Origin of the sequence: Phenylobacterium sp. (assembly GCF_044371015.1) — a bacterium.
Lineage (GTDB): Bacteria > Pseudomonadota > Alphaproteobacteria > Caulobacterales > Caulobacteraceae > Phenylobacterium.
The window spans coordinates 1-23,768 of sequence record NZ_JBILUK010000024.1 but is presented as its reverse complement, the minus strand read 5'-3'; the positions used below and the strand labels follow the sequence as shown (position 1 = coordinate 23,768).

22 protein-coding genes and 2 pseudogenes are annotated in these 23,768 nt (G+C 66.1%); 15 read left to right on the top strand and 9 right to left on the bottom strand.

Features of this window, described 5'->3' with window-relative positions:
* The 5 genes and pseudogenes from ACIQ3R_RS03875 to ACIQ3R_RS03855 form a co-directional block, all read right to left on the bottom strand.
* Window positions 1-388, bottom strand: a pseudogene (locus ACIQ3R_RS03875) (lytic transglycosylase domain-containing protein); the annotation flags it as partial.
* Window positions 389-512: 124 nt separating this feature from the next.
* The gene (locus ACIQ3R_RS03870; protein WP_397415312.1) at window positions 513-2,843 is read right to left on the bottom strand and encodes a TonB-dependent receptor; all 2,331 of its coding nucleotides are present in this window, start codon (window positions 2,841-2,843) and stop codon (window positions 513-515) included.
* A gap of 391 nt (window positions 2,844-3,234) precedes the next feature.
* Window positions 3,235-4,245, bottom strand: a complete 1,011-nt coding sequence (locus ACIQ3R_RS03865; protein WP_397415310.1) for a lysylphosphatidylglycerol synthase domain-containing protein — start codon at window positions 4,243-4,245, stop codon at window positions 3,235-3,237.
* Window positions 4,242-4,640 carry a hypothetical protein gene (locus tag ACIQ3R_RS03860; RefSeq protein WP_397415308.1) on the bottom strand — a complete coding sequence of 133 codons (399 nt, stop codon included), beginning with the start codon at window positions 4,638-4,640 and terminating at the stop codon, window positions 4,242-4,244. Before ACIQ3R_RS03860 ends, ACIQ3R_RS03865 begins: the two co-directional genes overlap by 4 nt.
* A gap of 40 nt (window positions 4,641-4,680) precedes the next feature.
* Complete coding sequence (locus tag ACIQ3R_RS03855) at window positions 4,681-6,555, bottom strand: ABC-F family ATP-binding cassette domain-containing protein (protein WP_397415306.1); 1,875 nt, start codon at window positions 6,553-6,555, stop codon at window positions 4,681-4,683.
* 126 nt (window positions 6,556-6,681) lie between these two features.
* On the opposite strand from ACIQ3R_RS03855, the gene ACIQ3R_RS03850 reads away from it, so the two are divergent.
* The 3 genes from ACIQ3R_RS03850 (at window position 6,682) to ACIQ3R_RS03840 (ending at window position 9,933) form a co-directional block, all read left to right on the top strand.
* Window positions 6,682-7,215, top strand: coding sequence for a GNAT family N-acetyltransferase (locus tag ACIQ3R_RS03850; protein ID WP_397415304.1), 534 nt, complete (start codon window positions 6,682-6,684; stop codon window positions 7,213-7,215).
* A gap of 79 nt (window positions 7,216-7,294) precedes the next feature.
* Window positions 7,295-7,654, top strand: coding sequence for a DNA-directed RNA polymerase subunit omega (rpoZ, locus tag ACIQ3R_RS03845; protein WP_397415302.1), 360 nt, complete (start codon window positions 7,295-7,297; stop codon window positions 7,652-7,654).
* A gap of 110 nt (window positions 7,655-7,764) precedes the next feature.
* Window positions 7,765-9,933 carry a RelA/SpoT family protein gene (locus tag ACIQ3R_RS03840; protein ID WP_397415317.1) on the top strand — a complete coding sequence of 723 codons (2,169 nt, stop codon included), beginning with the start codon at window positions 7,765-7,767 and terminating at the stop codon, window positions 9,931-9,933.
* Between the two features lie 2 nt (window positions 9,934-9,935).
* Here the strand turns inward: ACIQ3R_RS03840 and ACIQ3R_RS03835 are convergent, their stop codons facing one another.
* Window positions 9,936-10,955: a hypothetical protein gene (locus ACIQ3R_RS03835; RefSeq protein WP_397415300.1), complete on the bottom strand. Its 1,020-nt coding sequence runs from the start codon at window positions 10,953-10,955 to the stop codon at window positions 9,936-9,938.
* Between the two features lie 187 nt (window positions 10,956-11,142).
* Here ACIQ3R_RS03835 and ACIQ3R_RS03830 point away from each other — a divergent pair, with 187 nt between their 5' ends.
* On the top strand, window positions 11,143-11,304 hold the full coding sequence (locus ACIQ3R_RS03830; RefSeq protein ID WP_397415298.1) for a hypothetical protein: 162 nt from the start codon (window positions 11,143-11,145) through the stop codon (window positions 11,302-11,304).
* A 68-nt stretch (window positions 11,305-11,372) separates the two neighbouring features.
* Here the strand turns inward: ACIQ3R_RS03830 and ACIQ3R_RS03825 are convergent, their stop codons facing one another.
* Window positions 11,373-12,236 carry a transglutaminase family protein gene (locus ACIQ3R_RS03825; protein ID WP_397415296.1) on the bottom strand — a complete coding sequence of 288 codons (864 nt, stop codon included), beginning with the start codon at window positions 12,234-12,236 and terminating at the stop codon, window positions 11,373-11,375.
* A 298-nt stretch (window positions 12,237-12,534) separates the two neighbouring features.
* On the opposite strand from ACIQ3R_RS03825, the gene pyrE reads away from it, so the two are divergent.
* From pyrE to acpS, 3 genes are read left to right on the top strand one after another with little or no spacing between them, the layout of a single operon-like run.
* Window positions 12,535-13,119: an orotate phosphoribosyltransferase gene (gene pyrE, locus ACIQ3R_RS03820; protein ID WP_397415315.1), complete on the top strand. Its 585-nt coding sequence runs from the start codon at window positions 12,535-12,537 to the stop codon at window positions 13,117-13,119.
* Complete coding sequence (locus ACIQ3R_RS03815) at window positions 13,116-13,904, top strand: pyridoxine 5'-phosphate synthase (protein ID WP_397415294.1); 789 nt, start codon at window positions 13,116-13,118, stop codon at window positions 13,902-13,904. The genes pyrE and ACIQ3R_RS03815 overlap by 4 nt, the downstream gene beginning before the upstream one ends.
* 34 nt (window positions 13,905-13,938) lie before the next feature.
* A complete protein-coding gene (gene acpS, locus ACIQ3R_RS03810) occupies window positions 13,939-14,340 on the top strand; it encodes a holo-ACP synthase (protein ID WP_397415292.1) in 402 nt (133 codons plus the stop codon).
* 4 nt (window positions 14,341-14,344) lie between these two features.
* Here acpS and ACIQ3R_RS03805 read toward each other — a convergent pair whose 3' ends face one another.
* Window positions 14,345-15,895 carry an AMP-binding protein gene (locus ACIQ3R_RS03805; RefSeq protein WP_397415290.1) on the bottom strand — a complete coding sequence of 517 codons (1,551 nt, stop codon included), beginning with the start codon at window positions 15,893-15,895 and terminating at the stop codon, window positions 14,345-14,347.
* 119 nt (window positions 15,896-16,014) lie between these two features.
* On the opposite strand from ACIQ3R_RS03805, the gene ACIQ3R_RS03800 reads away from it, so the two are divergent.
* From ACIQ3R_RS03800 to recO, 5 genes are all read left to right on the top strand, one after another.
* Complete coding sequence (locus ACIQ3R_RS03800) at window positions 16,015-16,332, top strand: hypothetical protein (protein ID WP_397415288.1); 318 nt, start codon at window positions 16,015-16,017, stop codon at window positions 16,330-16,332.
* Between the two features lie 132 nt (window positions 16,333-16,464).
* Window positions 16,465-17,244 (top strand): signal peptidase I, encoded by a 780-nt coding sequence (lepB, locus tag ACIQ3R_RS03795; RefSeq protein WP_397415286.1) that lies wholly within the window; start codon window positions 16,465-16,467, stop codon window positions 17,242-17,244.
* 24 nt (window positions 17,245-17,268) lie between these two features.
* Window positions 17,269-17,967 (top strand): ribonuclease III, encoded by a 699-nt coding sequence (gene rnc, locus ACIQ3R_RS03790; RefSeq protein WP_397415283.1) that lies wholly within the window; start codon window positions 17,269-17,271, stop codon window positions 17,965-17,967.
* On the top strand, window positions 17,964-18,884 hold the full coding sequence (gene era, locus ACIQ3R_RS03785) for a GTPase Era (RefSeq protein ID WP_397415281.1): 921 nt from the start codon (window positions 17,964-17,966) through the stop codon (window positions 18,882-18,884). Before rnc ends, era begins: the two co-directional genes overlap by 4 nt.
* Before the next feature lie 21 nt (window positions 18,885-18,905).
* Window positions 18,906-19,637 (top strand): DNA repair protein RecO, encoded by a 732-nt coding sequence (recO, locus tag ACIQ3R_RS03780; RefSeq protein WP_397415279.1) that lies wholly within the window; start codon window positions 18,906-18,908, stop codon window positions 19,635-19,637.
* Here the strand turns inward: recO and ACIQ3R_RS03775 are convergent, their stop codons facing one another.
* A complete protein-coding gene (locus tag ACIQ3R_RS03775) occupies window positions 19,638-20,612 on the bottom strand; it encodes an aldo/keto reductase (RefSeq protein WP_397415277.1) in 975 nt (324 codons plus the stop codon).
* A 123-nt stretch (window positions 20,613-20,735) separates the two neighbouring features.
* Here ACIQ3R_RS03775 and ACIQ3R_RS03770 point away from each other — a divergent pair, with 123 nt between their 5' ends.
* The 3 genes and pseudogenes from ACIQ3R_RS03770 to ACIQ3R_RS03760 all read left to right on the top strand — a co-directional run.
* A complete protein-coding gene (locus tag ACIQ3R_RS03770) occupies window positions 20,736-22,970 on the top strand; it encodes a CaiB/BaiF CoA transferase family protein (protein WP_397415275.1) in 2,235 nt (744 codons plus the stop codon).
* A gap of 64 nt (window positions 22,971-23,034) precedes the next feature.
* Window positions 23,035-23,595 carry a VOC family protein gene (locus ACIQ3R_RS03765; protein ID WP_397415273.1) on the top strand — a complete coding sequence of 187 codons (561 nt, stop codon included), beginning with the start codon at window positions 23,035-23,037 and terminating at the stop codon, window positions 23,593-23,595.
* Between the two features lie 68 nt (window positions 23,596-23,663).
* Window positions 23,664-23,744: pseudogene (locus ACIQ3R_RS03760) on the top strand (VOC family protein); the annotation flags it as partial.
* Between the last annotated feature and the right edge of the window lie 24 nt (window positions 23,745-23,768).

Genomic DNA, 23,768 nt, shown 5'->3' with positions numbered 1-23,768 from the left:
GGGCCGTGTCGACCAGGGCTACCTGTGGCACGGGCAGGGCTGGCGCCTCGGCGGGGTTGCGCTTGGCGGCCAGTGAGAACACGCGGTCCGCCAGCGGCAGGTCTCGGAACCTGCCGAGCCAGGAGGAGAGCTCCTCGAAAGTCGCCTTGTGCGCCGAAGGGTGCATCAAGGCGCGGAACGACAGATATCCGTCCAGCGAGCGATCCTTGATGCTGGATGCAGTGATCTGGGCGCCCAGGAAGTCGCCCTGGTCGACGGCCTGGAAGGCCGCCGTGTAAGCCTGGGCGTCTGTATCGGACAACGGGCGAGCCGAGTCAGCCACGACAGGCGATGTGGCGGCCAGCGCGCAGAACAAGATCGAGGCGCACAGGCGCTTGCGGAGCGTCATGCGATCTTATCGCGCGAGAGGGCTAACGGCCCCTGAACGCGATCCTCTTTTGCCGAGTCCCAGTCCGCCCAAGCTAGAGCTTGGGCGGTGAAAGGGGAAGGCGGTTTCGGCAAGCGAACGCCCATCAGAACGCTGTGGTGAAGCTGACCTGGACCGTGCGCTTCGGGCCAGGACGGAAGGTGGCCGGCGTTGCGATGGTGGTAGTGATGGTGCCCAGATAGTCCTTGTCGAACAGGTTATCGACGTTGATCCGGGCCTTGATCTCCTTGAACGGGCCCCACTCGAAGCCGTCGCCGATATCGATGTAGGCGTTGTAGACCATGTATCCGCCGGTGCTCTCGGCGTTCGTGAAGTTGGTGAAGCGCTTGGAGATATGGCGCGCCGAGAGGTTGAGCACCGCGCCGGGCATGGGTTCAACCGTCACCCCGCCCTGGAACAACCACTTGGGGAAGTCAGGCACCGTGTTGCCCCGGATCAGGTTGGTCGAGAAATTATCCTGAAATTCCGAGATGTTATACGACAGATTTGTGTTGAAATACACCTTTCCGCCGAAGATTTCAGGTTTCCACTGCCCGCTGAATTCCACCCCTTGGGCCTCCACCGTGCCGACGTTCTGGAAGAAGGTTTCGGTGGTGGTGCTGCCGGGCACGATCGAGGCGAAGGCTTGGAGCCTGTTGGTGAAGCTCGTCATGTAGGCCACCAGGGAGGCGTTGAACGTCGGGCGGTTGGTGCGGATGCCCAACTCATAGTTCTTGGCGGTCTCCGGGTCGGGTCCGGGCGCGAGCGGGCTGGCCTGGGAGAATAAATCGTCCGCGCCTTGGGGCAGGGCCATGTTTTCCGAGTAGGACGCGAAGATCTGCTCGCGGCCTATGGACCAGACCGCGCCGATCTGGGGCAGGAACAGGTCTTTCCAGGAGTCCTCGATCCGAGGTTGACGGCGATTGATGTAGTCGGCCGGGTTCCGGAACCCTTCGATCGAATAGTCGATGCTCAGGCCCTTAAAGCCGACATCGAGCTTCAGCGCGTCATCGAGCAGGCTGATGGTGTCCTTGAAGAAGATCTGCGTCGTCTTCCGGTTAGACTCATAGTCGCGCTGGCGGTGCACCGGCTCGTTGAGCAGCGGGGCGCCATCCGGGTTGCCCCCCTCGACGTTGAAGCGGTTCTGCGTGCGATGATAGTCGTCGTCCTCCAGCCAGAGGCCGGCCTCCAGCTTATGCATGCCGAGGTCCCAACTGATGCGGCTGTTCAGGCCTTTCCGCGTGCCGTCGGCGGTGGAAAGCCCGTACTGGATGCCTTTTGGCGCGGTCAGGCCCGCGACGATCAGGCGTTGGGCGTTGTGGCTGGCCAGCGAGGTGGCGTAGGCCTCCGGTGAGACCCCATAGCCGTTCTTGTCCTCGTAGTAGGCCGTTGCCGAGACGCTGATCGACTCGCCGAAGGTGTTCGCCAGGGTCAGGCCGTAGAGGTGGTCCTTGCGTTCGTTGATCGCGAACTTGAAATACTGATTGTACGCTGTGTTGGAGAAGGGAATGCCCGCCGCCGTGATCGGCAGGCTCGTGGGTGTGGCCGCCGAACCCAGCGCACCCGGTGTCGGAATGTACCCCAGATAGGCGAACGAGCGACCCTTGCGACCAAAGATGTCGCCCGCCGTTCCCAGATACTGCGCCTTGGTGATCGAGGGGCTGTCGAAGTCGAAGTAGTCGTTGTGCACGGTCTGGAAGGTCAGCGAGCCGGTCTCCCAGCGGTAGCGCGCCTTGGCCTCGAAGTGGGTGCGGTCGATCGTGCCGGGGCCGCGCCACAGATCTCCCTCGATGACCGAGACGCTGCCGAAGGCGGAGAAGCCGTTGTGCTCGCCGGTGTCGATGCGACCGAAGGCGCGCATCAAATCGTCGCTGCCGCGGGTGAAGCTGACCCGGCCGCCCATCTCATCAAGCGGTTCGCGGGTGATGTAGCTCACAATCGGCCCGAGCGAGGCGTAGCTGGCGAGCGAGACGTCGCCGGAGCCTGCCGATGCCGTGACCCGGGAGAGGTTTTCGTTGTCGACGTAACGATAGATCGGGCTGCCGCCGAACTGATCGGAACGGCCCATGGGGATATCGTCGAGCAGGAAGCCGATCTGACGGAAGCCGAAGGCGCGGACCGAAACCGAGTTGCCGAACTCGTACATGCCCAGCGCGTCGTTGGCCTGGACGTTGAAGCCAGGCAGGGACTCCAGCATCTTCAGGCCGGTGATCCCGGCGGGCGCCGACATCAGCGCGGCGCTGGTGATGGAGACGGTGGCGGTGGCCTCATCCGTGCCGATGGCGACGGTGGCCTCAGAAACCCGCGAGCCGGTGACGACCAGTTCCTCAACCGCTGTTGGCGCGGCGGTGGTCTGCGCCAGCGCCGGCGTGGCGAGCGCTGTGGCGGCGAAAAGGGCCAGACGCGTCAGGCGTCGGGCGGTAGCGGAACGGTGCATGAGTATCCCCTCGATTGTGCGCATTCGGCCTGGAGCCGGCCTCTCACAGGTCTTCCGACCTGGGTCGTGGTCCGCGTGCTGAGCCGCGGACCATCGCCGGAACGCAGGCTGGATCGCGCCGGCGCGGGCGGCGAGGGCTGTCGGGACAAATGAAGAGCTGCAGCCCCGAGGCGCCTGTCACATGACCTTCACAAGGCAGACGTGCGTATTGGATTGGCGTTGAACGGGCTCCCAGGGTCGCCCCGGCCCCGCGACGGGAGGCGGGGGCCGGGGCGGTCGGTCGCGGGTGTCGGGGAACAAGACCGCGTCCGATTTGGTGTCCGACAAGTGTGGGAGATGCGCGGACAACGAAGATACGGCCGGAACCGCGTCGTGGATGCAGTGGGTTTCGTCAGGCCGCGCGGCGATGGGCCAGGGTGTCTAGGGCCAGGGCGATGCCGGCGATGGCGAGCGGGATGACGAAGAAGAACAGCCGATAACCCAGGAAGCCCGCGGCCAGCGCCGCCGGATCGACGCCGCCGAGCAGTGTCGACATTGCCCCTTCGAATACGCCGACTCCGCCGGGCACGTGGCTGGCGAGGCCGATGGCGACCGACGGGGCGAAGGCGCCGACAAAAGTGGCGAATCCGACTTCGTCAGCAGGCAACAGGACCCAGAGGATGGCCGCTGCGACCGCGTTGTCGAGCGCGCCTAGCGCGATCTGGGCGGCGGCGACCGGCATGGTCGGGAGCGTGACGCCATGGCCAAATATCCGGACCGTACCTCGTACGAACCGGCAGGCGGTGATGTAGACCGCGACACCGACGACAAGGGCGATGCCGATGCCGTTGGCCACCGGCACAGGGATCTGGCTGACGCGCGCGATCTCGTCACTTCCAGCAATCAGGAGGCTAACGCCCGCCAGCGCGAGCAGGCCCGCGGTGAAGGAGAAGCTTTGAAACACGGTGATCGCGGCGGTCTGTTGCAGTGAAACCCCCATCCGACCGTAGTATCGGGCGCGCACGGCCCCCGAGACCAGGAGATTGGCCCCAAGGCTATGGGCCATCGCGCTGGCCATAAACGAGCCCAGCAGGACCGAAGGCAGCGGCAAGCGTGCGCCGGCCCAGCGCAGGCCCATGAACTCGACAAAGCCCATCAGGATGAAGCTGGAAGCCGAGAGCGCCAGCGCCATCGCCACCGAATCCCACCCCCAGGCGCGGATCGCGTCGGCTACTTCGGCCGGGCTGAGGTCATGGAACTCCCGCCAGAGAATATAGACCGCGCCGGCCAACAGAAGGAACGCCAGCAACTGGCCAAGGACGCGCCCAAGCCAGGGAAAGAAGCGAGAGCCCTGAGTCTCGGGCAGGGCCTCGAGAAGCTCGGCTTCGACATCGACGGGCGGAGTCTCGCGGGATCTGCTCATGCGAATCGCCGCCGCCAGCGGGCCACGGCCAGGGGGGCCAGGGCCGCTGCGATGCCGCCGAAGTCGGCCACGCTATGGTCGATTACGACCGAGAGTCGGGCGCCTGTCAGTAGGTGGGTGGATTCCAGCGCGACCGAGAACAGCGCCAGCCGGGTGGCGATAACGGCCACGGAGGTGCGTGGCGATGCGGCCAGGGCTAGGAGCCCCGCCACATAAAAGGCGGCGAAGTGTTCAAGATACCCAGAACGCGCGAACTGCGGGACCATTTCGGGTGGGAGCAGGACGGCGGTGGCGATGGCGCCGAGCGCGCCCAGGAACCCCACCCGCGCCAGGATCGCGAGCGGTCCGGTGACCGGATAAGGGCCGTCGCCCAGCAGGCTGCGGTCGGGTTCCATGACGGTCAGGCTAGAGTGGCGGCGGCGAATAGGGAAATCTCTATCGCACCATCGCCTCATAGGCTTCCTGGGCGGCGAGCCATTCGGCTTCGGCAGCGTCAAGGCTAGCTTGGGCGGCGTCGCGGCGGCGACCGAGTTCAGCGAGCTTGAGTGCGTCCTTGCCGGAGGCTGCGCGGGTGAGTTCGCCGTCGAGGGCCTGGAGGGCCTGGTTGGCGCGGGCGAGCGCGGCTTCGGCGGCCTCGGCGCGACGGCGGGCGGTTCCGGTCGGGGCCTTTGTGCGGGGTGCGGGCGGCGGCGGAGGGGCGGCGACGGGCTCGGGCGCGCGCACCTGGCTGGGCGCCCGCGCGGCCTGGCGGGCGCGGTCGAGCACGAAGGCGGCGTAATCCTCCATGTCGCCGTCGAACGGCTTTATCGAACCCTCCGCGGCCAGCCAGAGACGATCGGCGACCAACTCCATCAGCGAGCGATCGTGGGTGATCAGGATCACCGCACCCTCATAGTCATTGAGCGCGTCCAGCAGCGCGCGCCGGGAGTCGATGTCGAGGTGGTTGGTCGGTTCGTCGAGGATCAGCAGATGCGGCGCCTCTGCGGCCACGAGGTTTAGCAGCAGCCGCGCCCGCTCGCCGCCCGAGAGGTTTGCGACGGTGGTTTCGACCTTCTCGAAGCTGATGCCGTATTGCGCCAGACGATTTCGGCGCGACGCCTCGGACGCCTGCGGCATTTCGCGGCGGATGATCTCCAGGGGCGTGTCGTCGGGGTCCATGGCCTCGATCTGGTGCTGGTGAAACCATCCGACCTTGAGGCGTGGTGAACGATGCAACCCGCCCGTCTCGGTCTTGAGCGCGCCAGCCACGAGCTTGGCGAAGGTGGACTTGCCGGCGCCGTTGACACCCAACAGGCCAATGCGGTCATCGATGTCGAGCCGCAGATCTAGGCCCTTCAAAATCGGGGGGCCGCCATAGCCCACCGAGGCGCCTTCGAGGCGCAGCAGCGGCGGCGCCAGCGGGCGCTCGGGCGAGGGCAGGCTGAAGGGTGTCACCCGGTCTTCGATGACGGCCGACACCGGCGGCAACTTGGCGATCATCTTCAGGCGCGACTGGGCCTGGACGGCCTTCGAGGCCTTGGCGCGGAAGCGGTCGACGAAGGACTGGAGGTGGGCGCGGCGGGCCTCGATCTTGACCCGGTTGGCCTCCTGCAGCCGCAGTTTCTCGGTCAGTTGACGTTCGAAGTCGTCATATCCGCCCGGATAAAGCGTTAGCTTGCCGTCCTTGAGATGCAGGATGTGGTCGACCGATCCGTTGAGCAGTTCCCGGTCGTGGCTGATGACGATGGCGGTATGTGGGTACTTCTTGAGGCGCGCCTCGAGCCACAGGGCGCCTTCCAGGTCGAGGTAGTTGGTCGGCTCATCGAGCAGCAGGAGGTCGGGTTCGGCAAACAGGCTGGCGGCCAGGGCTACGCGCATGCGCCACCCGCCGGAAAACTCGGCCATGGGGCGCCCCAGGTCGGCCTGGCTGAAGCCCAGGCCCGCCAGGATCTCGGCGGCGCGGGAGGGCGCGCGGTCAGCGTCGATCTCGATCAGCCGGGCGTAGATGTCGCCCAGATCCTCAGGCGGCGCGGTCTCGAGGCGGCCGAGCAGATCGTGTCGTTCGGCATCGGCCTCAAGCACCGTGTCGATCAGGGTGACGGGTGTGGCGGGATGCTCCTGGTCGACCGAGCCGATGCGGGCGTTCTTGGGCAGGCCGATGTCGCCGCCGCCGGGCGTGAGCTGGCCCAGGATGACCTTGAACAACGTCGACTTGCCCACACCGTTGCGTCCGACGAGGCCCACATGAGCGCCGCGCGGCAGCGAGACCGTGGCGCCATCAAAGAAGCGCCGGCCCCAGGCGTCGAGGACGAGGTCGTTGATCTGGAGCATGACGGAGAGGGGCCGAGGCGGATGCGGCGCGCCTCTTAACAGAGCTTCGGCGCGGCGTCATGCCCGTGCGCTGTACCGGTAGGCGCATTGACATCCGAGGATGGGATCGGGAGGGTCCACGCCGCCATGGCGTCCCAACCCGAGCTCCGCATCGCCGACCTGAACATTGATCGGACTGAGCTTCTCGACCTCAATGTCGCCTACGTCCGCTGGGTTCTGGACGGCGTGGAGGCGAGGTTCGGGTTGACGCCGGTCGAGGTCGTCGGCTCCGAGCCGCACGTCTATGCCGAGGCCAATCTGCACAAGGTCGCAGGGGATCTGCCGCCCCGGGGCGTCTTCTATCTGGCGCATTTGGGTGATGCCGCGGTGGCTATGGGCGGGCTGCGGACAATCCGGGCCGGCATAGTTGAGATCAAGCGAATCTATGTCCGGCCGAACGCCCGTGGGCAGGGGCTTGCCAGGTTGGTTTTAGACCGGCTGATCGATGACGCGCGCACCTTTGGAATGTCTGAGGTCTACCTGGAAACGGCGCCGTTCATGACCGACGCTCATCGGCTCTACGAGACGTCGGGGTTCGTGGATCGAACGCCTTATGCTGAGGCCGAGGTTCCCGTCGCGCTGCACGACGACTGGCGGTTCATGGCGCTTCGGCTGGACTGACGGCTCTTATCTTGCATTGCACAACGGCGCGGCGGCCTCTATTTTGATCGGCTAACTCCTGCTGCTCCCGAGAGACTCCATGGCCCGCGTGACCGTCGAAGACTGCATTGAGAAGGTGCCGAACCGCTTTTCGCTGGTGCTGCTGTCGGCGCATCGGGCGCGGGCGATCTCGGCCGGTTCACAGATCATGGTCGACCGGGACAACGACAAGAACCCCGTGGTGGCGCTTCGCGAGATCGCTGATGACGTGGTCGATGGCGAGGAACTGCGTGAAGCGGTGATTGCTTCCCTGCAGCGGGTGGACGAGCGTTCGGAAGCCGAGGAAGAGGCCGAGACCCTGGCCCTGCTGGCGGATCCGACCCATATGCAGATGAGCGAGCTGGAGCTCGTTCGCGCCCTGCAGAGCGACCGCGACGGCGGCCAGGAGGAGCGGTACTGAGCCCTGAAGGCGCAGACCCTCAGACCAAAGACGCGGCGGCCTCGCCGGCCGCCCCTCCAAAAGACGTGACCAAGACCGAGGCGACGCCGGTTCCGCCGGCGCGCCCGCGCATGCTTCGCCAGTTCGAGCTTATCGACAAGGTGCGGGCTTATGATCCCAGCGCCGACGAAGCACTGCTCAACCGCGCCTACGTCTACACAATGCGGGCGCACGGGGCGCAGACGCGGGCTTCCGGCGATCCGTATTTCGCGCACCCGATCGAGGTGGCGGGCATCCTGACCGACTATCGGTTGGACACCGAGACCATCGTCACGGCGCTGCTGCACGACGTGATTGAGGACACTGAGACCACTCGTGAGAAGGTGGCGGAGCTGTTCGGCGAGGAGATCGCGGAGCTGGTCGAAGGGGTGACCAAACTCTCCAAGCTGGAGCTCAGCCAGGAGCATCTGCGTCAGGCCGAGAACCTGCGGAAGTTCATCCTGGCGATCTCGAAGGACGTTCGGGTGCTGCTGGTGAAGCTGGCGGACCGGCTGCACAACATGCGCACGCTGGGGTTCATCAAACAGGCGGCCAAGCGGGAACGGATCGCGCGGGAGACGCTGGACATCTATGCGCCGCTGGCGCGCTCGATCGGCGTTCATCGGATCTGCGAGGAATTGGAGGAGCTGGCCTTTGCGCACCTCAATCCGGTGGGGCGCAACGCGATCCAGCGGCGGCTGGAGACGCTCCGCGCCGAGCAGGGCGGGGCGGTCAGCGCAGTGACCCGCGAGGTCACCCAGCGACTGGAAGCGGCGGGACTTTCGGCGCGGGTCTATGGCCGCGAGAAACACGCCTACTCGATCTGGCGGAAGCTGCAGCGCAAATCGATCGGCTTTTCGCAGTTGTCCGACATCTATGCTTTTCGGGTGATCGTGGGGTCCGAGGAGGACTGCTATCGCGCGCTCGGGGTGATCCACCGGGCCTGGCCCAGCGTTCCGGAGCGGTTCAAGGACTTCATCTCGACACCTAAACGCAACAACTACCGCAGCCTTCACACCACGGTGGTGGGTTATCGCGGCATGCGGATCGAGATGCAGATTCGCACCGAGGCGATGGATCTGGTGGCGGAAGAGGGCGTCGCCGCCCACTGGCGCTACAAGAACGAGAGCTATGGCTTCGACGCCGAACATCAGAAGGCGGCCGGCGGACGGGACCCGCTGGTCAACCTGCGCCACCTCGTTCAGGTGCTGGAGCACGGGGGCGACGCCGAGGAACTGGTCGAGCACGCCAAGCTGGAGATGTTCCTCGACCAGGTGTTTGTGTTCACCCCCAAGGGCCAGCTGGTCAGCTTGCCGCGCGGGGCGATGCCCCTGGACTTCGCCTACGCGCTGCACACCGACATCGGCGACACCTGTGTGGGCGCCAAAGTGAACGGGGAGCTTCGGCCACTGCGCACAGCGCTGACCAACGGTGACGTGGTCGAGGTCATCCGCGGCGGCAAGCCTGTCGTGCCGCCGGACTGGCGATCCCTGACCGTGACCGGCCGCGCCCGCTCGGCGATCCGGCGTCACATCCGCCAGTCGGAGCGGGAGGAGTTCGTACGGCTTGGTCGGGCGACAGTGGATCAAACCTTCGAGGCGGCGGGCAAGAGCCGTAAGGACGTGTCGCTGCGCCCGGCGCTGGATCGCTTCGCGGTGTCGGGCGAGGAGGATCTCTTCGAGGCTGTCGGCCGGGGCCGGGCGACGCCCGCCCAGGTGCTTGAGGCGATATTTCCGGGTCTAAAGGCGGCCGAGCGGGAAGCCGCAACCGCCCGGCGGCCGATCCAGGACGGCCGTTCCGCGCGGCTCTACGTACGGGGCGGGGGTTTGACCGCCGGTGTGAGCCTGCACTTCGCACCCTGTTGCTCGCCAGTGCCGGGTGACAGGATCGTCGGTATTCTGGATGGCGAGGGCGGCGGGCTGAAGGTTCACACCATCGACTGCGAAGGGCTTGCGGCGTTCGAGGATCGTGAAGAGCTGTGGCGCGACCTGCAATGGACTCCAGAGGCCGAACGTAACGCCACCGCCCATGCACGCCTGACCGCTACCATCCGCAACGCGCCGGGCGTGCTGGGCCAAGTCTGCACCACCATCGGCGAGGCCGGCGGCAACATCGTGGGCCTGCGGATGCATCACCGGCAGAGCGACTTTTTCGGCGTCGATCTGGATATCGAGGTCAACGACGCCCGTCACCTGACTCATATCGCCGCCGCGCTCCGGGCCAATCCCAGCGTCGAGGATGTCGAGCGTACCAAAGGGTAGGATCAGCCCGCCGCAATAGCTGCCGGCACGGTGATCGCATCTCGATTGCGCACTTCTTCATGCCAATGGCGAACGATGCGCTTGAGAATGTAGGGCGGGGCCCAATCGAAGGCGCTTTGCCGCTCGCCTTCGAGGAACAGCGGGGTCACCGAGGCGTAGTTGAGTTCGAACACCGTCTTGCAGAAGGAGCGAATGAGCTCGCGGTCGGTAACCACCGGTTCGAGCTCAGCGCACATCCATTCGTCCCGGTCCACGGGGATCCAGATCACCGGATAGGGCTGGTCGTCCATAACGCCCTTCAGCCGCTGTTTGCCGCTAAGGCGAAGATTCAGCGGCGAGGCGCCCGCGCCGTTGCCGCTGGCCAGCAGGAAGGCCAAGTCCACCGAGAGCATGAGGCGCCTCGGTGTCGCCAGACCGGTCAGCCGGAAGCCGGTGTCGATAGACGGGCCGATGAAATCCCGGGTTATCGTCGGATTGGCGGCGTTAGCGTACCACTCATCCCGCAGCTCGGACTGAACCATGAGGGCGTCTCGAGCCAGACCTTCATCAAGCGCACCGCCGCCGCGGCGGAAGAACACCTCGGCATTCGGCACCGGGAACAAGCCGATCCAGGCGGTGGATTTGACGTCCAGGTGCTCGGCGCCTGGAGTATGCAGCGCCTGGTAGCGATTGAGCGCCTGCAGCCAGACCTGCATCAGTCCATGCGCATGGCTGAGGCAGAGGAGATCACAAGCGTAGAGCAGCTCGTCGCCATTGCTCTTCCAGAACTCCAGCGACGACAGGCGCCCCGTATGGTTGGAGGCGAAGGCGCGGTACTCGGTTTGAAGGATGAAGTCGAAATCCCGGTAAAAGCTTAGCAATTCCGGTCGCCAGCGATTGCGTGACTGCTTGTAGTGGGTGGCCCCGACCAGATCGACGCTGAAGAACAGACGCAGTCGCGGCTTCAGGCCATCCGGACAATCGTCCGGGAAGTCGCTCCGGTCCGAAGACGCGGGGGCGCTGAGGCTAGGTTGGTTGTTCACGTGTTCCCCGTCGTGCAGCTCCGACGGTAGGGAGGCGGCCTGAAGGAGGTCTTTCGAAGTTGGGTTACCTTGGTGGTGACGTTGCTGGCGCGTGGGGATTGATCTCGATCAAGGTCGCTTGGCGCGAGTTTCGGGATGGTGACGCCAATCCTGGCCGAGTTGGCCGGAGGCAACCCTGGAGCCCGTCATGCCGGCCGAAAGCGTTCCTTTCATCATCGCCATCATCGCCATGTTCGGCGTGTTCATGGGCGTCGTGGGAACTGTGTCGATCCTCAGCTACCTGCCCGAGCGCAAGGCGAAGCCGGCGTCCCGCACAGCGTCCGTCCCTTCGGGCGCCCATCCCGCCTGACGGGTGCGAGCCCAACTAGAGGTCGGACCGCCCGACACGGTGTCTGGCGTACTGCCACAGCCAGGGGCCTAGGCTCTTAGCGGTGAAGCGACTTCAACACTGGTGACTGCAAATCCGATGAGCACCGCCGGCCCGAACGTGGTCGCGATGGGCACGTCAATGGCGTCGCGCCCGCGAGCGATCAGCACCCGGGCCATGCGCGGCATGTTGTTGCGCGGGTCGAAGGTGCGCCAGCGGCCGCCCAGATAGACCTCCATCCAGGCGCTGAAATCCATGACGCCAACCACTGGAACGCCGATGTCGCCCATGTATCCGGTGCAGTAGCGGGCCGGGATGTTCAGGCAGCGGCAGAACGCGATCGCCAGGTGGGCATAGTCCCTGCACACACCGGTTGCCTCGGTCCAGGCGTCGTGAGCGGTCTTGTCCGGTCGCGCGTTCGCGTAATTGAACGTGATGTGGGTGTGGACATAGTCGCTGATGGCTTGCACCCGCGCCCAGCCCGGGGGCGTATGGCCGAACAGCGACCATGCGATCTCGACCAACTTCTCTGTGTCGCAGTACCGGCTGCCCAGCAGATAGAGGATCACCTCGTCAGGCAGTTCGTGGATAGGATGCTCCGTGGCGTCGGGGACGTAGGGGTCGATCAGGCCGGGGTCGCGGATAACGAACTCAGTGGAGAGCCGTATGCGTCCGGGCCCCGCAACCAAACGGTTGCAGATGTTGCCGTAGGCGTCGGTGTAGGCGTGTACGGAGACACGCGGTTCGGTACGCAATGTGTCAATTGTCTCCAGATCACCGCGCCTTGAAGGGTGCACGCTCGGCATGAGCAGCATGGGCGTCGCGCTCGGGCACTGGTAGCTGATCTCGAAGCCGGTCTTGATCCGCATCGGACGAGAGTCGACCCCTGCGGAGCCAACGAGGGGCGTGGTCATGGCGGTGTCCAGGAAAGCATCGCGTCGGACGCAATCGACCGCTTCGTTGGCGGCATGCGCCCGACGGCGCAGTTAAGAGCTAGGAAGTCGGGGCCCCAAATCCTAGAGCACGATGCGATCAGACGGAGTCGCTTGAGCGTCGAAATGTCCGCGGCATCAAGAGGGTCGAGCCCATTTTATCGGGCTCAGACGGTTCCGTCTGAAGGCAGCGGGCTCCAGGGGCCCGCGGGTGCGGTCTGCGCGCGGGCGCCGAACTGGACTTCCACACGACGGGATGGATCGTCTATCTGGTCGGCGTATGAACACTGAACAGGTCCTCGACGAGTTCCGAGGCGCGGGCGCGCTTCGGGAAGGCCATTTCATCCTGGCGTCCGGGCGGCACAGTCCGATGTTCCTGCAGAAGAATTTGGTCTTCCAGTACGCTGATCGCACCGAGCGCCTTTGCCGGGCGCTGGCCGCAAAGATTGTGGAACGCTTCGGTGTTCCCGACGTGATCGTGGCGCCGGCGGTCGGCGCGATCATCCCGGGCTATGAGGTGGCCCGCGCGCTTGGCGTACCGTCGATCTATGTGGAGCGGGAAGACGGGGCGTTTCGTCTGCGGCGAGCGTTCAGGATCGCGCCCGGCGCCAAGGTTGTGGTGGTTGAGGACGTGATCACCACCGGCGGATCATTCCGCGAGGCAGTGGCGCCGATCACCGAAGCTGGCGGGGATGTGGTTGGCTGCGCCTGTATCGTGGATCGCTCCGGCGGGCGGGCGGATGTGGGTTGGCCACTGGTGGCGCTGGCGACCGTGGACGTGCCGTCCTATGCGCCCGATGAGGTGCCGCCGGAGCTCGCAGCTTTGCCGGCGGAAGAGCCCGGCTCAAAGAGGCTGCGGACGTGAAGCGCCTTCGCCTGGGTGTGAATATCGACCACGTCGCCACCGTTCGGAATGCGCGGGGCGAGGGCTATCCCGATCCGGTGCGGGCGGCCGAGATGGCGCTGGCGGCCGGGGCTGATGGGATCACCGCGCACCTGCGCGAGGACCGGCGGCATATCTCGGATACCGATATCGAGGCCCTGGCGGTCATCTGCCGTCGGCGAGGGCGGCCGCTGAACTTTGAATGCGCGGTGACACCGGAGATGGAGGCCATTGCTCTGGCGCATCGGCCACACGCCGCCTGTCTGGTGCCCGAACGGCGTGAGGAGGTGACCACCGAGGGCGGCCTGGACATGATCCGCGGCGCCAACACCATCACCCCGGTGGTCCGGCGTCTGGCGGCGGCGGGGATCCGGGTTTCGGCCTTTATCGACGCAGATGATGCCCAGGTCACGGCCGCAAAGGCGGCGGGCGCCCATGTGGTGGAACTGCACACCGGCGCCTATTGCCAAGCGGTGCGGGAGCGGTTGCCTCAGGCCGAGGCGCTACTGCGCAACCTGCGCGCGGCTTCGGCGCACGCGTCCGAGCTGGGGCTGGAGGTGCACGCCGGGCATGGGATCGACTTTGAAACCGTGAAGCCCATTGCCGCCATTCCCGAGGTGGTCGAGCTCAACATCGGGCACTTTCTGATCGGCGAGGCGATTTTCATGGGGCTGGGTCCGGCGATCCAGCGGATGCGTGGGCTGATGGATGAGGCGCGCGCCGCTTCGCACGCCGATCCTGCATTCGACCGGGCCACGCAGGGGTGAGCGGCATTCTGTTCGAAATGCCGGGAGGGGTCGCATGATCCTGGGGATCGGCTCGGACCTTTCCGACATCCGGCGCATCCAGACGAGTCTCGACCGGTTCGGGGATCGGTTCCGGGAGCGAGTTTTTACCGAGATCGAGCGCACGCGCTCGGAGCGCAAGGGCGACCCGGCGGCCAGTTACGCCAAGCGGTTCGCCGCCAAGGAGGCGTGCGCCAAGGCGCTGGGCACCGGGATGCGAGCGGGCGTTTTCTGGCGCGACATGGGCGTGGTCAACATGCGCTCAGGCCGGCCGACCATGGCCCTGACCGGAGGCGCGCTGAAGCGGCTAGAGGCCATCACGCCGCCCGGCATGTTGGCGGTCATCCATGTGAGCCTCAGCGACGAGATTCCGTACGCCATGGCCTATGTGATCATCGAGGCGGTGCCGGCGACCTGATGGATCAGACGATCCGACTCTTCCGGTCGCCCCAGTAGCGGTCGCGCAATACGCGTTTGTAGAGCTTGCCGGTGGGCAGGCGCGGAAGTTCGGCTTCGAAGTCGATGGTGCGCGGGCACTTCAGCTTGGCGAGATGCTCGCGGCAGAAGGCCAAAAGCTCGGCGGCCAGCTCAGGGCCAGGTTCGACGCCAGGCATCGGCTGAACCACGGCCTTCACCTCTTCACCCAGGTCCTCGTGCGGCACCCCAAACACGGCGGCGTCGGCGACCTTGGGGTGCGTGATCAGCAGGTTCTCGCATTCCTGCGGATAGATGTTCACCCCGCCTGAGATGATCATGAATGTGGCGCGGTCAGTCAGGTGCAGGAAGCCGTCGGCATCCAGGAAACCCACATCCCCGACGGTCGCCATCGTGCCGTCGCTCGAGCGTGACTCGGCGGTGCGGGCCTCGTCCCGGAAGTACTCGAAAGCGTTGGCCATCTTGAACCAGAGGGTGCCCGGCTCTCCAGGCGGAACCGGGTTCATCTCCTCGTCGAGGACGTGGAGTTCGCCCGCCACCACGCGCCCGACGGTTCCGCGATGCGCAAGCCACTCGTGGGAATCACATGCCGTGAAACCCATGCCCTCGGTCGCGCCATAGTACTCGTGGATGATCGGGCCCCACCAGGCGATCATCTGCTCCTTGACCTGGGGCGGGCAGGGGGCGGCGGCGTGAACCGTGAATTCGAGCGACGAGAGATCGTAACGCGTGCGCACTTCGTCAGGCAGCTTGAGCATGCGCGAGAACATGGTCGGCACGAGCTGGCTGTGGGTGACCTTGTAGCGTTCGATCAACGCCAGGTATTGTTCGGGGTCGAAGTGCTCCATGATCACCGCCGTTCCGCCCTTGCGAATCGTCAGGCCCACGGCGGCCTGGGGCGCCGAGTGATAGAGCGGCGCCGGTGAGAGGTAGATCATCCCTTCCCGGTAGCGCCAAAGGGCGTCGAGGAACGTGTATAGCGCAGCGGCTTCGCTGGGCTTCACTTCCGGCAACGGCCGCAGGATCCCCTTGGGACGACCGGTCGTGCCCGACGAATAGAGCATCGAACTGCCGCACCATTCATCCGCAATCGGCGTGCCGGGGAAAGCCGCGAGGGCCTCGTCCAGGTTCAGGACCCGGTCGCCGTCGCCCGGACCGTCGACGATCAGACAGCATTCTATTCGGGGGGATAGCGCCATGGCCTTGAGCGCGGTTTCGCGCTTGGCCTGCGACGTGATGAGCACCTTGGAGAGGCTGTTGTCGAGGATGTAGGCCACCTCTTCGGCGGTCAGGAACGAGTTGATGCAGGTGTAGTACAGTCCCGAGCGTTCGCCGGCCCCGCAGGTCTCGATGTAGCGGGCGTGGTTTTCCATAAAGATGGCGTAGTGATCGAGGCGGTTGAGGCCTCGTCCGCGCAGAAAGTGGGCCAGCCGGTTGGTGCGCCTCTCGAGCTCGCCATAGGTCACCGTCTCGCCGGTCGCGGCCATGATGAAGGCGCGGTGGTCCGGATGGGTGCGGGCTTTCGCGGCGGGGTACATTGTTGATCGTTTCCTCTTGTCGGTAGGACTTGGGCGGTTCCGCCTTGGGGGTGTCAAGTTCCGTTGAGCGACGCCCTGGGCGAGGCTAGGCTCGTCCGCGGAGAGTGAGGAGAAAACCGATGCGCCTGCTGATTGTCATGATCGTCACCGCTTTCGCCACGGCTGCACAAGCCGGGACGCTTGAGGAAGTCGTCAAGCACGGGGTGGTGCTCTCGGCGCCGGGGGTTGAGATCGAGGTGGCCTATACCCCAGATGGAAAGTTCACCGCCGCGGAGGGCCAGGTGACCGGGACCTGGCGCATCGATGGCGACAAGTTCTGCACCACATCCAACTTTGAGCCGGCAGAACAATGCGTGGAGTATCCAAGGGACAAGGTGTCCGGCGACAGCTTCGAGGTCACAGGTCCGGCGGGGACCGCCACGATCAAAATCAAATAGCGGGCGGGACGATCGGTCGCGCGTGCATGTCACAGAGTTCACGGGCGTGAAACTTGCTCATGCTCTAGGGAGCGGATAGGCAGGCGCCGCGAGGCGCGGGGGCGTGGCGCTCTCTTGGGCCGGAGAATTTGAATGAGCGATGACGCGCAGGCCGCAGAGGCGCCCAAGAAGTCGGGCGCGCTGAACGAGCTGGTCGAGATCATAAAGACCGTCGTCTATGCGCTGCTGATCGCGCTGGTGCTCCGGGTCGTGTTTTTCCAGCCGTTTACGATCCCGTCGGCCTCGATGGAGCCCAACCTTTATGAGGGCGACTACATCATCGTTTCGAAGTGGTCCTACGGCTATTCCAGGCACTCGATTCCGTTCAGCCCGCCGCTGTTCGAAGGTCGGATTCTGGCCAAGTCGCCGGAGCGCGGCGATGTCGCGGTGTTCAAGCTGCCGCTCGACGGCCGCACGGACTATGTGAAGCGCATCATCGGCCTGCCCGGAGATCGCATCCAGGTGCGCGACGGGCTGCTCTATCTGAACGACAAGCAGGTGCCGCGCGAGCAGATGTCGCCGGTGGAAACCGACCTTGGCGGTTATGTACGAGAGGTCGCGCGGTTTCAGGAAAAACTCGAGTCAGGGCGCACCTACATCACCCAGGACTTCAGCACCCGCGAGGCGCTCGACAACACCCAGGTGTTCGTCGTGCCGGAAGGTCACTACTTCGCCTTGGGCGACAATCGCGACAATTCCACTGACAGCCGGGTCGACCCGGCCAACATGGGCGTGGGCATGATTCCCGCCGACCATCTGGTGGGCAAGGCGCAGATCATCATGCTGTCGTGGAAGCCGGAGGCGTCGATCTTCCAGCCGTGGACCTGGATCCTCGATGCGCGTCCGAGCCGCTTCTTCAAGATCCTCAAGTGACGGCCTTCCATTGATCGGACCGGCATGAACGCGCGCGTTGCGGCGATTGAGGAGCTCGAGCGTCGCATCGGCCATGTGTTCGCTGACCGGGAGCTGCTGGAGCGCGCGCTGACCCATTCCAGCGTCGGCGACGGGGCCCGTCAGGTGCGCCACAACGAGCGGCTCGAATTCCTCGGCGACCGGGTGTTGAACCTTTGCGCGGCCGAACATCTGATGGCGATGGACCCGGACGCTCGTGAAGGCGAGATGCACCGTCGCCACGTACAGCTGGTAAACTCGCACGCCTGCGCGCGGGCGGCGCGGCGGGCGGGATTGCCGCCGGCGCTCCGGCTCTCGGCCGGCGCGCGCGGCGCGCGGAACTCGGACTCGGTGCTGGGCGACGCCTGCGAGGCGCTCATCGCCGCGCTTTACATCGACGCGGGCCTTGAAGCGGCGCGGGCGTTCTTCGCGCAGTTCTGGGCGGAAGAGTTCACTTCAGATACCGGCGACACCCGCCGCATGGACCCGAAAACGCAGCTCCAGGAGTGGGCCCAGGGCCTGGGCCTGCCGCTGCCGCGTTATGTGGTTGTGGCGCGCGAGGGGCCGCCGCACCAGCCCGTGTTCACGGTCGAGGTCGCGGTGGACGGTTTTGAGGCCGAGCGCGGAGAGGCCGGATCGCGGCAGGCCGCGGAAAAGGCGGCGGCGCAGGCCATGCTGTTGAAGCGAGAAGGATCCGCCCAATGACCCGCCGGTGCGGATTCGCCGCCGTGATCGGCGCGCCCAATGCGGGCAAGTCGACCCTGACCAATCGGCTGGTGGGGGCCAAGGTTTCGATCGTCACCCAGAAGGTGCAGACGACCCGGTTTCCGGTGCGCGGGGTGGCGTTGGCGGATGAGGCGCAGATCGTGCTGGTGGATACGCCCGGCATCTTCCAACCGAGGCGGCGGCTGGACCGGGCGATGGTGCGCTCGGCCTGGGGTGGGGCCGAGGACGCGGACGCAGTGGTGCATTTGGTCGATGCGCCGGCGCAGCTCGGCGACAGTCCGGCCGATCGACGGGCGCAGGCCGATGTCGAGACGATCATCGCTGGGCTCAAGGCGTCCGGGAAGGCGGCGATTCTGGCGCTCAACAAGGTCGACGCGGTGAAGCGTGAGGCGCTGTTGGGCGTCTCGGCGGCGCTCTACGAGACGGGCGCTTATGATGAGGCGTTCATGATCTCGGCGTCCACGGGATCGGGCGTTGACGATCTCAAGGCCAAACTCGCCGAGCGGATGCCGGAAGGCGAATGGCTCTATCCTGAAGACCAGACCGCCGACCTGCCGGCGCGGCTGCTGGCGGCGGAGATCACCCGGGAGAAGCTGTATCTGCGGGTGCATGAAGAATTGCCCTATTCGGCCGCGGTCGAGACCACGGCCTTCCAGGAGCGCAAGGACGGCGGCGTGCGCATCGAGCAGACCATCTATGTGGAACGTGAGAGCCAGCGACCGATCATCCTGGGCAAGGGGGGGCAGACCCTGAAATGGATCGGTCAGAAGTCGCGGGAGGACCTGTCGGTGATCCTGGATCGGCCGGTGCATCTGTTCCTGCACGTCACCGTCGATGAGCGCTGGGCGGACAAGCGGGCGTTCTACGGCGACCTGGGGCTCGACTATGATGCGTAAGGGGGTCGACGCGCGCTGACCATGGAGTTCACCGACGAAGCCTTTGTGCTGGCGGCGCGAGCGCACGGGGAAACCGGGGCGATTGTCGAGCTGCTGACCCAGCATCACGGGCGATGGGCCGCGCATGTGGCCGGCGGCGCCTCTCGCCGGATCAAGCCGCTGCTGCAGCCAGGCGCGCCGGTGACGTTCAGCTATCGCGCGCGGGTGTCGGATCAACTGGGATCGGCCAGCCTGGAGGCGGCAGGGCCAGGGCCGTCGGCCTTGTTCGACGATCCGTTGGCGCTGGCCGGTATCGCGGCCGCCGCGGCGGTGGCGGCGGGTGCGTTGCCGGAACGGGAGCCGCATCCGGGCGCCTATCTGGCGTTCGCGGCCTTGGTCGATGCGTTCGCCGATCCGGACATCTGGCCGGCTGTGTTCGTGCGCTTCGAGGCTGGATTGCTGGCCGAGCTGGGTTTCGGCCTGGATCTCTCGAAATGCGCTGCCACGGGCGCTTTGGATGACCTGATATATGTCAGTCCGCGGACCGGTCGTGCGGTGAGCCGAGCGGCCGGCGCGCCCTATGCGGAGCGGTTGCTTGCGTTGCCGCCGTTCCTCCTGGCGGCGCAGCAGGGACTGGGGCCTGACGACGTTCGCGCCGGCTTTGCGCTGACCGGCCACTTTCTCGAGACGCACATCTTCGGACCGCTAAACCGGCCGCTGCCGCCGGCGCGGGTCTGGCTGCTGGACCGGCTGGCCGAGGCCGATCGCGAGTGATCAGGCGTTGGCCAGCCCCAGCGCATCAATCGCGGCGACCTGGGCGGGATCGAGCGGCCCGGCGACCTCGGCGTCGAGACACTGGCGCAGCTCGGCGCGATTTTTGACGCCCAGGACGATGGTGTCGAAGCCCGCCATGCCCAGCGCATAGCGGTGCGCGACGGCCGCCGGATCCTCGCCCCAGCCGGCGCAAAGGGCGCGATAGGGCTGCGCGCGGTCATAGTCGGTGCGATCCGGACTGTTGGGGGAGAGTTCGCGGTCGACCGCGAGGGTCAGGGCGCCCGCCTGGACGGCGCGAATTCCCATAACGCCGACGCCGTTGGCCTGTGCGCTGGCGGCGATCGCGCGCGGGTGCGGCGGTTCTGCGTAGCGGCGAAGGGCGCCGGGCGAATCCATCAGATTGGCGATGACCTGCACGACGTCGGGTCGTGGCGTTTGATCAAGCGCCGCCAGGACGGCCGATGGCGCGCCTATGCCGGTGACGCCCCAGGCGCCGATACGGCCCTGGGCCTTGAGGGCCTCCATCGCTGGAATGACCTCGTTCACATAGGCGGACCAGGATGTGGAGAACTCCGCCTTTCGGGCGTCGGAGCGGGCATAGACGTAGTCGTCCAGATGCAGGTTGGAGTGCAGGAAGAACACATCCACGCGGGGCAGGCGCATGGCCGCCAGGCTGGCCTCAAGCGAGGCTTCCAGGCGCTGGGCGCCGGTTCCGGGCTCCGGGGTCGCGAGATAGTGCTTTGTGGTGAACTTGAGGTGCTGGGGCGGGCGGCCCCCGAACGCCTCGCCCACGAAGGCCTCGCAGTTCTTGTAGATCGGGGCGCAATCGATGACGTCGACGCCGCCGTCGACGGCCATGGTCAGGGTCGCCAAGGCTTCATCCCGGCTGGTTTCGCCCCAAACCTGACCGATGCCGCCGCCGCCGAGCGTGAGGCGGCCGACGGGGCCGAGCGATCCGAGGTTGGCCTTGCGCATTGTGCTCTCCAGTTTCGTTGAGGCGTTAGCACGGCCTTGCCGCCCGTTCGAACTCTCGGTTTGATGGGGTCGGGTGAGACGCGGGAGACGCGCCACCCGTCGCGTCGGGGAGGGCGCATCCATATGTCCGCGTATCAGGGCGTCCGCATCGTCGATTTCAGCCGCGGCATGGTGGGGCCCATGGCCGTAATGCTTTTGGCCGATCTCGGGGCCGAGGTGGTGAAGGTCGAGCCGCCGGGCGGAGATCCGGCGCGGGATCATCCAGGCTATCTGGCCTGGAACCGCAATAAGCAGGTGCTGACCCTTGATATCGACACCGACGGGGGGCGCGCCGAAGCGGATGCATTGATCGCCGGCGCGGATGTCGCGGTCTTCGACTTCGCACCCAGCCGGATGGCGGCGTTGCGGCTTGAGGGCGGGACGCTGTGCGCGGCGCATCCGGGTCTGGTTCCTGCCTGGCTTCCGCCCTACGGGACCGAAGGCCGCTGGAGCGAACTGCCCGCGCGCCATAGTCTGCTGGCGGCCCTCGTCGGCATGCCATTCCGCCAGGGGGCCTGGACCGACCAGCCGGTGCATATGGTCCTGCCGATCGCCCACTCGGCACAGGCGGTGCTGGGCGCAGCGGCCATCGGATCGGCGCTTCACGAGCGGGCGCGGAGCGGGCGGGGCCAGGCGGTGACCGTGAGCGGACTTAACGGCGCGGCGGAGTGCGCGCCGCCGATCCGGGTGCCGTCGCTGGACCCGATCCCGCGCGGAATCCCCCCGGGCGCAAATCCTCGCTATCGCCTCTATCGCTGCCTCGACGGGGAATGGTTCTTTCTCGGCACCCTGTTCACCAACTTCTATCGCAAGGCCTTTGAGGCCTTGGAGTTGGGCGATCTGTTCGACGCGCTGGAACTCGACATGGTCGGCGCGCGTGAGTTGCTGATGGGGATCTTCGAGACCCGGACGCGCGCTGAATGGCTGGAACTCCTGGCGGCGCACGATGTGCCGGCCGGGCCTGTGCGACGGGGCGAGGACTGGATGGCCAGTCCCATCGTCGCTGAGGCGAAGATGCGGCTGGAGTTCACGGATCCGGACCGTGGGAAGGTGGTCATGCCGGCGCCGCCGGCGCGGTTCTCGGCGACGCCCGCGAGGGTGACGAGCCTGCCGAGACGAATTGAGGCGGCGCCCTCCTGGACATCCCGCCCGAACGCAACGGCGGGCGAGCGGCGGGCCGGCGGGCCGCTGGCGGGCGTTAAGGTGCTGAATCTGGGCACGGTGATCGCCGGCGCCTATGCCGGCACGATCCTGGCCAATCTCGGCGCCGACGTAATCAAGATCGAAGGGCCCGAGGCGGACCCGTTCCGGGCGGATGGGGCGCAGTTCCTGGCCTACAACCGGGGCGTCCGGGCGCTGGGGCTGGATCTGAAGCAGCCCGAGGCGCGCGGATTGTTCCTCGACATGGCGCGCACCGCCGATGTGGTGATCGACAACTATCGCCTCGGCGTGCGCGAGCGGCTGGGGATCGACTACGCGGCGCTGAAGGCGCTGAATCCGCGTCTGATTTCGTGCTCGATCAACGCCTATGGCGATTCCGGCCCGCTGGCCGCCAGGCCGGGGTTTGATCCGCTGTTGCAGGCCGAGGGTGGCATGATGGCCGCCCAGGGGGGCGACGACGACCCGATCCTCTACACCATCGCGGTGAACGACGTCGCAACGGCCTCGGTGGTCGCGGCTTCTGTCGTGGCGGCGTTGAACGCGCGGGATCGGACTGGAGAAGGGCAGGAGGTTGTTTCCAGCCTCCTGGCGCAGAGCCTGCTCTTCCAGCTTGACCGGATGGTCGACTATCCGGGTCGGCCGTTCAATCCAAAGGGCGGACGCGACTGCCTGGGGATCTCGGCGCTGACCCGATACTATGCCTGCGCGGACGGCTGGGTGGCTCTGGCCTGTGAGACGGATCAGGAGGCTCTGGGCGTTGGGCGCGCGCTGGGTGTCGCGCTGGGCGCAGCGCCGCTTTCTGAATCGCGCGACGGCCCTCTGGCCCAGGCGCTGGAAGCCGCATTGGCCGGGCGGGCGCGGGACGTGACTGTGGAGGCTCTGATCGCCCAGGGTGTGCCTGCGGCGCCGGTGCGGCGGTTCGACGAGGCGCTCGAGGATCCATGGCTGAAGTCAAACGGCATGACCGCACCGTGGGTGCATCCCAGGCTGGGGCCAGCGGTGAGTGCTCGAGCCTATGCCGATTTCAGCGCGACGCCTTCGGGCTTCACGCGGCCGACACCCGACCTCGGCGAGCACTCTGACAAGGTGCTGGCGGACTATGGGATCGAGGCCGACCGGGTGGCCAAGGCGCGGACCACAGGGGCGGTGTTCGGCTGAATCGCGATTGGGATTGCCCCACTCCCGAACCTCCTGACACAGTCGGGACCTCAGGGAGCAAACGATGTCCAAGCCGGTGAAGTTCGCGCACGTGGTCTACCAGACCCGTCGCTATGAAGAGATGATCGCCTGGTACGAGACGGTTTTCGGTGCGACCGTCGTGCACCGCGATCCGGCGCTGGCGTTCCTGACCTACGACGATGAGCATCACCGCTTCGCCTTCGCCAACCTCTCCGTGCTGAACCCGGGCGGCGGGGATCATCGCGCCGAAGTGGGGGTGAACCATGTGGCCTACACCTACGCGAGCGCAGGCGATCTGCTGTCCAACTACGAGCGGCTGAAGGCGGAGGGCATTCTGCCCTACTGGCCCATCCATCACGGGCCGACCCTCTCAATGTATTACGCGGATCCTGACGGCAACCGGATGGAACTGCAGGTTGACGCCTGTGCGGTCGAGGCGGCCAACGCCTACATGCGCAGCGAGGCCTTTGCGGTCAATCCGATCGGCGTGGTCTACGATCCGGACAACCTGCTCGGCCGTTGGAAGGCGGGCGCCTCTGAAGACGAACTTCTGACGATGCCGGCAGGTCCGCCGTCGGCCATTCCCGCGGCGCACGGCTTCTGATCCGTTTGCCTGCCCCCTGACGCAACGGCGTCTCGTCAGGTCGGCCCGCACGGCTTATATGCCGCGACATGATCGGAAAGCTGAACCATGTGGGCGTGGCCACGCCCTCCATCGAAGCCTCGGTCGCGCTTTATCGGGAAGTTCTTGGGTTCTCGTAGTTCGTCTTGTTGTTG